5 protein-coding genes are annotated in these 8,771 nt (G+C 37.6%); all 5 read left to right on the top strand.

From position 1 onward, the window contains the following. The first annotated feature begins 45 nt into the window (after positions 1-45). Complete coding sequence (locus QVP90_RS19770; protein ID WP_021937393.1) at positions 46-1,935, top strand: GxGYxYP domain-containing protein; 1,890 nt, start codon at positions 46-48, stop codon at positions 1,933-1,935. After that, positions 1,928-2,800 (top strand): secretion protein Por, encoded by an 873-nt coding sequence (locus tag QVP90_RS19775; RefSeq protein WP_224203893.1) that lies wholly within the window; start codon positions 1,928-1,930, stop codon positions 2,798-2,800. Before QVP90_RS19770 ends, QVP90_RS19775 begins: the two co-directional genes overlap by 8 nt. A gap of 34 nt (positions 2,801-2,834) precedes the next feature. Next, a complete protein-coding gene (locus QVP90_RS19780) occupies positions 2,835-5,081 on the top strand; it encodes a GH92 family glycosyl hydrolase (protein WP_021937394.1) in 2,247 nt (748 codons plus the stop codon). A gap of 31 nt (positions 5,082-5,112) precedes the next feature. Continuing rightward, on the top strand, positions 5,113-7,806 hold the full coding sequence (locus QVP90_RS19785; RefSeq protein WP_264380782.1) for a glycoside hydrolase family 78 protein: 2,694 nt from the start codon (positions 5,113-5,115) through the stop codon (positions 7,804-7,806). Positions 7,807-7,818: 12 nt separating this feature from the next. Then, positions 7,819-8,771 (top strand): alpha-L-rhamnosidase N-terminal domain-containing protein (locus tag QVP90_RS19790; protein WP_288204939.1); only part of this gene is annotated, 953 nt, incomplete at its 3' end.

Here is an 8,771-nt window from a genome sequence, read left to right on the forward strand (position 1 = left end):
CAGCAGGAGGTTGTAGAACCGACGGAAAACGCCTTGATTATTCCCATGAATAGTCAAAACGTAACTACTCTTTTTGATCCACAGAATTCCGTTAGTTTTGATGAGGAGAGAGGAGTTGTGGGAACGAGTAATAATTTGACTTTAGATTTGGGGAATATTGATTTTGGTAATAAGAAGTATGATTGCATATGGGTTGAGATGTCTTATCAGAATCCGGTAAGTGAGGACACTAAATTTGAATTTTATTTAGATGATGATTTGGTTGCGCCTAAAACAAGTTTTTCTGTTCCATTAAATATTGCTCCGATTGATTATCATACAGATAGAAAACCGCAATCTGGATTATATTTTAAGAATGAGCAATGTCCGTATGAGGCAATTACCGTTTTTGATTTACGAAATAATGATAATACTTCTAAATTGATAGTGGAGGCTGCCCAAGGAGTTATCAATCAAAAGAGAGGGGAGGTTTACCTGATTATTGAAGATCATCATATTAGACAATTCGAAGATGCTTATGGTATCGGAAAATGTAATTTATTGAGAGACGAACAATATAATTCTTATGTAAAGGACGGAAAAACATACAATTATTCAGGGCTTGCATCATTTATGAAACGTTATAAAAATAATTTTAGTAAAATGGTGCTTTGGACAAAAGATAAAAAATGGACTTGGTGTATGGCGTTAATGATTTGTGCACAAGAAGGAGCAATTCCTGTGACCGAAGATATAATGCATTTTTTTCAAGATGAACTTGGGGTAAATTTACCGGTCGAAGATATTCGTGATAAATGGAGTAATGAAATGGAAGCCTATGAGTGGGTAATAACAGAGTTTGTAGATAAGGGGAAATGCCATCCAACATTATCTTTTTCTGTTGGCTTGCGTGAGGACAGCGAATCTAATCCTTGGAGGTTATATGATTATGCTGTTGCAACAAAAGGCTTGATTTTTTATTTGGAAGCTAAAGAGGGTAGTGAAGGGTTTAATATGATCCAAAAATTATGTGCTCATATGAAATATCCAATAGGCTCATCTGTGATGGGATATGGTGCGGGTGATGATGGAGACGGACTAAATAAAGCAACTAATCCATATAATGTCGGTTTTATGGTGAGTGACTTCTACTCTAATGGTAGCTTCTGGTGTTCTTATCCCCGTAAGGCTTTTCAGCAACGTAAGGGACAGGCCATAGAAGCCAAACCTGGGAAGATATATGTGAGTTTGGTGTGGAGTGATGGAGACAACATTCAATTTGATGCTAATCATTTATACAATATGTTTAGTGCTCCAGGAAGAGGAGATGTGCCGGTTGGAGTGACAATGGCAGCTTCTTTACAGGAACTCAATCCTTTCTTGTTGGAATATTTTTATAAAAATTTGACTCCGAATGATGAGTTGATGGCAGGTCCTTCCGGTTTTCAGTTTATTTATGGTGATTCATTTGCTACTGCTGCTGCCGATCCCGACGGAAAATATGATGAGTGGCTGGCTATGAATAATGAATGGCTGGCTACAGCAGGTTTTCATACCGGTTGTTTATGGAATACTTCACATGAAGAACGTTATAGGGAATATATGAGAACTTGTGGATTACAAGGAGTTTATGACGGTAACAATGTGAGCTATCGTTATGAAAAAGGAAAAAATGGAGAAGGAGTCGTTTCAATATCACAGGGGGCACATTGTTGGAAAGAAGGGGATGTCTATAATTATTTGACAGGATTTAAGCCCAGCACTCAAAAACCAGTTTTTTGTAATGTTTATCTCATCGCTGCAAATTATGGTGGCTTGGATGGTTACGAACGGTTGAAACGTGAACTTACCCGCTTGGAAATGTATCTACCCAATACCTATGAGTTTTTGCTACCGATGGATCTCTGTGCTACATTTAATAAATATCTTGAAGAACATGGAGGTAAATATGAATAGATTATTTGGGTTATTGTTCGCGTTGTTTTTTGTTTTTTATTGTAAAGCAGATAATTTATCTGTCCCTATGGCGGGTAATGGAAATGGTAAATATTTGAATAGTTCGGTGCAGATATTGGGTGATGGGACATATGATGCTGCTTCAGTGTCAGTGATCAGTACGGGTAATAATACGGCTATTAAGATTAATAGTGTAAATCTGGGAGATGAAATATATACATATAATTCTTTTTCTGTTGAATACACAAATCCTCAGGAATTATCTGAAAGATCGTTTTTTGATATTTTTTTGGAGGATGCAGCTGAGCCGATAACTTCTGTTCCGGTGGAGAAAACAATGACAGGTGAATATAAAACGATGACGGCTAAACTGTCACAAAGTGTATTAGGAAAGCATAATATTTATATTCGTTGGAGAGGTCATAATTCGAGTCTTAGGACATTTATAGTCAATGAATTGACTCCTATGGCGGAAGTTCCTTTGGTTCGTTCATTTTCTACAAAGACATTTAAGTTTTCGAAGGCGATGATTGGGGATATAGAGGGGGTACACCAACTGAAAATGCTTTGGAAAAATCAGAATGCAGTAGTGAAAGCGGTTTATTTAGATAAAATAAATGAAGAACCCACTTCGATCAATCTGTCGAAAAATGATGAAGTGAATATTTCTCTTTTGGATAAAGGATTTAGAATCGTTTCTAAGTTTTCTATTGGCAATATTGAGTTATATTCTATATCTGGAGAGAAAATTCTGGAGTTAAGATCTAATAATTGTGTAGAGGAAGTTTCTGTTGTGCCGGGAGTCTATGTCTTGAAAATAGTGAATACTGAAAAGAAAGTAATTATACGGAAACTATTAATTTAGTTTGATTGAATATGAATACAAAAAAGGTAATCGCATGAATCATAATAAGTTATTTGTTTTGTTGATAAGCATGTTCTTCCATTTCAATGTGATGGAAGCAAGAGATTATGTCCAATATGTTGACCCCTATATTGGCTCAGGAGGACATGGACATGTTTTTGTAGGAGCTTCCGTTCCTTTTGGGGCCATACAGGTGGGACCGCAGAATATTCATAAAGGTTGGGATTGGTGTTCTGGCTATCATTATTCTGATAGTGTGATTATTGGATTTGCTCATACTCATTTAAATGGAACCGGATGTACTGATTTGGGGGATGTACAAATAATGCCTTTTACGGGTAAAGTGCGGACAAAAAGAGGAGAACAACACGATATATCCGGTAGTTATGCTTCCTATTATAAGCATGAAAATGAAATAGTTCGTCCTAATTACTACTCCTTATTGATGGAGAATGGAATTAAGGTCGAACTCTCAGCAACAGAACGTGTAGCTATACACCGTTATCATTATCCTAAGCAAAATGTGGAGAAACATATTCTTATTAACTTGAAAGAAGGTAATGGTTTTGAAGATTATGCTTCTGGTTTAAAAAAAGTTGACGATTATACAATAGAAGGTTATCGATTTGTGAACGGATGGGCGCCGGAGCATCGTATTTATTTTGTTTTAAAAACAAACAAGCCGATTAAAGACCTGTTACTTTTTGAAGATAGTGCATTTGTCGATAGTAAAGATTTGAATAGTAAAGGAGTAAAAGGAGTTTTAGTTTTAGATAACGATCTTTCTGATATTTCTTTGAAAGTAGCCATATCGTCAGTAAGTTGTCGGAATGCAGCATTAAATGTGGAAGGTGAGATTCCACATTGGGATTTGGAAAAAGTGTCTAAAGAAGGATTGAAAAAGTGGAATAAAGAATTGGGTCGCATAAAACTGTCCGATACAAATGCGAAGAATTTGAAAATATTCTACACGGCCATGTACCATACGTTGATTGCTCCCACCACCTATTGTGATATCAATGGAGAGTATAGAGGACACGATAATAAAATAAGTAAAGCGGAGAAAGGTGTTAATTATTCAACATTTTCACTTTGGGATACTTACAGAGCTTTACACCCTCTGTTTACAATTACTCAAACAGAGCGTGTGGGGGATTTTATAAATTCGATGCTGGCTATTTACGATCAGCAGGGAAAACTTCCGGTATGGCCATTACTTGGGGGAGAAACCGATCAGACACCTGGTTATAATGCACTGAACGTAATAGCTGATGCTTATTTGAAAAATATTAAGGGATTTGATGCTCAAAGAGCTTTTCAGGCATGTATTCAGTCGGCCACTTATTTGAAACAAAAAGGTATCCCCTATGTATTAGAACAGGAATACATTCCTTATGAAAGACTGGGTGAAGCTACTTCCATTGCTATGGAATATGCAATTGGAGATTGGGGAGTTGCTGCGATGGCTCAAAAGTTGGGAGATAAAGAAATGTTTGATCTATTTCTTAAAAGGAGTAAATATTACAAGCATTATTTTGACCCGACTATTCGGTTTATCAGGCCTAAAAGTGTTGATGGGACATGGGCTACTCCATATGATCCGATCATTTCAGTACATGGAGGACATGGCTTTTTTAGTGAGGGTACGGGTTGGCAATATTCTTTTTATGTTCCTCAATGCCCGTCTGATTTAATTGAGATGTATGGAGGTGATAAGCTCTTTACACAAAAATTGGATTCTCTTTTCACAATGGAGGGAGATATGGGAGAACATGCTTCTGTTGATATAACCGGTTTGATTGGACAGTATGCACATGGAAATGAACCGAGTCATCACATGGCATATTTGTATTCGTATGCAGGACAGCAATGGAAAACGGCTAAAATAGTGCGTCAGATATTGACGAATTTTTATACTGATCAAATTGACGGTATAATTGGTAATGAAGATTGTGGACAGATGTCCGCATGGTATTTACTGTCCGCTATGGGATTTTACCAGGTAAATCCTTCTTGGGGCGTCTTTGCTTTTGGTAGTCCGTTGTTTGAGAATGTTAAGATTGAATTACCCGGCAAGAAGAACTTTACAATTGAAACGATTCATAATAGTGATGAAAATATCTATATTCAGTCAGTGGAATTAAATGGAAAAACTTATTCTAAATCTTACATTCAGTACGAAGATATAATGAAAGGAGGTACTTTGAGATTTTATATGGGGAATAAGCCTAATTATCAGTTTGGGGCTGCATCTCAGACTCGTCCTTTTACTCCTTTCTAACCAAATGGTGTACATCAATGACTGATTTTATATGAAAAAAATATATAGTACAATTTTGGTAGGAAACTTATTGCTTGTTTTGTCTTTCTTTTCTTGTCAGGCACCAGAAATGAGAGTTTTTGATCTGCGTACAGACTATCTGACAAATCCAGTAGCCATACAAGCGAACTTCATATGGTTAGGTTGGAAGTTGGATGTTTGCAATGGAAAGAACAGAAATAAAATGCAGTCGGCTTATCAGATATTAGTAGCGAGTGATTCATTACTACTATTCGATGATATTGGTGACTTATGGGATTCCGGAAAAGTCAGTTCTTCTCAATCCCAACAAATTCTTTATAAGGGGAGAGCACTTGTATCTCGCCAACATGTTTATTGGAAAGTTAGAGTTTGGGATGAAAATGATCAGGTGACGGAATGGAGCGCTATTGCTAACTGGGCTATTGGATTGGGGCCAGTTGATTGGCTGGCTTCTTGGATTTCCAACCGGGAAGATGATACTCCTTTGGAAGCTAATGTAGCCCCTGCTCCATTTTTTCGTAAAAATATTGAAGTTGTTAAAGAGATAAAAAATGCCAGAGTTTATATCTGTGGATTAGGTTTTTATGAAATGTATATTAACGGTGATAGAATCGGAGATCAGATGCTTGCTCCTGCTGTTACTAATTATGATAAACGTACCATAGAGCATATTCTGTATCCGTATGACGATCAATCACACAAACGCATACTATATAATACTTTTGATGTAACTTCATATTTGAAAAAAGGAAAAAACTGTTTGGGGGTTATTTTAGGTAATGGTTGGTACAATCAGCGTGGGCGGACTGTTGAGGGATATATGTGGTATGATACTCCACGTTTATTGCTACAATTGGAAATTGTTTATCAGGATGGTACTATGGAAAATATCGTTTCCGATGAAAGTTGGAAGTGTGCAATCGGACCTTTGGTTTCTGATAATATATTTACCGGAGAAGTGTATGATGCCCGAAAAGAAATGGATGGATGGAGTTCGGTGGAATATGATGATTCATTGTGGCAAAAAGCGATAAAAGTACGTTCTCCCGAAGGTAAATTATATTCCCAGACTGCTCCGTACGACAAGGTAATGCAAATGTATCACCCCGAATTGAAGGAGCAGGTCAATGATTCTGTTTATCGTTTTGTTCTTCCGAAAATGATTGCCGGCTGGGCTATGTTGACAGTTTCCGGAGAAGCGGGTGACTGCATAAAACTTCGGTTTATTGGTGAGGAAGGTATTGATTTTGGACAATCGGATACATATATTCTGAAAGGAAATGGAGAAGAGTGTTGGGAACCTCGTTTTACATGGCATACATTCAGGGAAATAGAAGTAATATCTCCAAAAGTAGCATTGAATGCACAAAGTCTCATTGTAAAGGAGATATATACGGATGTGGATGAAACCGGGACTTTTGTATCATCGGATACGATACTTAACAGTATCTACCGGAAGTATATTCATACTCAAAAAATCAACATGCATGGAAGCATCAGCAGCGATTGTCCACATCGGGAACGCTTGGCTTATACAGGTGATGGACAAGTGTTGGTTGAAAGTATGTTGTATGCATTTGACTGCACTCGTTTTCTTTATAAATGGCTGGACGATATTGCAGATGCACAAAACCATATGACTGGTTATGTTCCTCATACTGCTCCCTTTGGTGGCGGTGGTGGTGGACCAGCATGGGGTTCGGCCTATGTGATTATGCCGTGGGCCTATTATCATCAATATGGTGATACCATACTGTTATCCCGACATTATGATGGTATGAAGCATTGGATTCAATATCTTGGTACTCGTTTGGATGCCAGAGGGATTGTAGTAAAAGAAGAGCCTAATGGCTGGTGTTTGGGAGATTGGTGTACACCCGATAAGATAGAATTACCGGAGTCGCTCGTGAATACGGCATATTATTATCGCGTAACAGATATTATGTCTAAAGTCGCTCGTGTTCTCAATAGAACAGAAGATACTTCTTATTTTGATGCGTTGGCTAAGCAGATTAAACAGAATTTTAATGAAGTCTTTTGGGATGAAGACGAGAACGGCTATTGGGAAAGTAGACAGGGAGCTAATGTTTTTCCGTTAGCTTTCGGGTTGGTACCCGAGGATAGAAAAGAAAAAGTACTGAACACGTTGTTACGTCAGATTGAATCGCTCGGTTATCATTTTGACACTGGAATTTTGGCAACTCCTTTATTATTAAAAGTACTGACAGAGAATAATTATGGCGACGTGGCATACAAGCTTATAACTCAACGCTCTTATCCTTCTTTTGGTCATTACATTACTCGAGATGAATATTCCTGCTTATGGGAAGACTGGCATGGGAATAGTTCCCGTTGTCACCCGATGTTTGGGAGTGTGGTGGCATGGTTCTACGATACATTGTTGGGTATTCGTTATGATTCGGAACGGCCGGGAATGAAGCATATTATAATATGTCCTCGTCCGATTGGTGATTTATCCTTTTGTAAAGGGAGCTTCCGTTCTCTGTATGGTATGGTCCGTTCGGAATGGGAGGTAGACGGAGAGCAAGGTTTCTCAGTGAAAGTGGAGATCCCTGCAAATACTACTGCTACTCTATTCATTCCGAAACAATATACAGAGGTCATGGAATCCGGAAAATGTATGGAAATGAAGGATAATACTTTGTTTTTGGGCTCGGGGGGGTATCATTTTATCATGAAGTAGAAAAAACAGATTATGAAGAAAATATTGATTTTACTATATGGTATTTTATTGTCTTTTTCTTGCTATGGAAAAGAGAAATGCTATCCAATAGATTTGAGATGTGAATATTTGTGTCGGCCGTTGAGTATTGATGAAAGATCACCACGATTATCGTGGAAATTATTCGATAGACGGGCAGATGCTTTACAAACTGCTTATTATGTAGCGGTAAGTACGGATTCTTTATCTTTATTAAAGGGTGAAAATATTCTTTGGTCTGAAGAAAAGAAGAGTAATAATACACTGATTAGATATACAGGCAAAGAATTGGAGCCTTTTACCAGATACTACTGGTGTGTTTCTATTGCTGATAAAGACGGTCAAAAATCATCGAAGGTAATATCTTCTTTTGAAACAGGTATGTTGGATCAGCAAAATTGGAAAGGTAAATTCATTTCCGACGGTAAGGATATAGAAGATCGTTCGACTCCTTATTTCCGCAAAAATATAGGTATAAGTAAGAAAGTTAAATCAGCGAGAGCTTATATTACAGCAGCAGGATTGTATGAGTTGTCTATCAACGGAAAGAAAATTGGTGACCATATTTTAGATCCTGCCTATACGGATTTTGCGAAGCGTTTGTTATATGCTACTTATGATGTGACCAAAGATTTGAAGCAGGGTGAGAATATATTAGGTATTTTATTAGGTAATGGGTGGTATAATCATCAGCCGGTTGCTGAATGGAATTTTCATCAGGCGGACTGGAGGGGTAGACCTTCTTTCTGTTTGAATCTTCGTATCGTATATACGGATGGTACAGAAGAAGTGATAGCTTCGGATCGTTCTTTTGAAACAACAGCAAGCCCGCTAACTTTTAATGCTATCTATTTAGGTGAAGGATATGATTTCAGGAGAGAAAACAGAGAGACGTATGCTTTAGAGAGTAATGGGGGGGATTGGCAACGGGCAATAGAAGTGGCTAC

Source organism: Bacteroides sp. CAG:189 (assembly GCF_000432295.1).
GTDB classification, from domain to species: domain Bacteria; phylum Bacteroidota; class Bacteroidia; order Bacteroidales; family Bacteroidaceae; genus Bacteroides; species Bacteroides salyersiae.

Coding starts and splice junctions, on each gene's coding strand:
- QVP90_RS19770 (WP_021937393.1), top strand. CDS start 46: ATGAATAGTCAAAACGTAACTACTCTTTTTGATCCACAGAATTCCGTT.
- QVP90_RS19775 (WP_224203893.1), top strand. CDS start 1,928: ATGAATAGATTATTTGGGTTATTGTTCGCGTTGTTTTTTGTTTTTTAT.
- QVP90_RS19780 (WP_021937394.1), top strand. CDS start 2,835: ATGAATCATAATAAGTTATTTGTTTTGTTGATAAGCATGTTCTTCCAT.
- QVP90_RS19785 (WP_264380782.1), top strand. CDS start 5,113: ATGAAAAAAATATATAGTACAATTTTGGTAGGAAACTTATTGCTTGTT.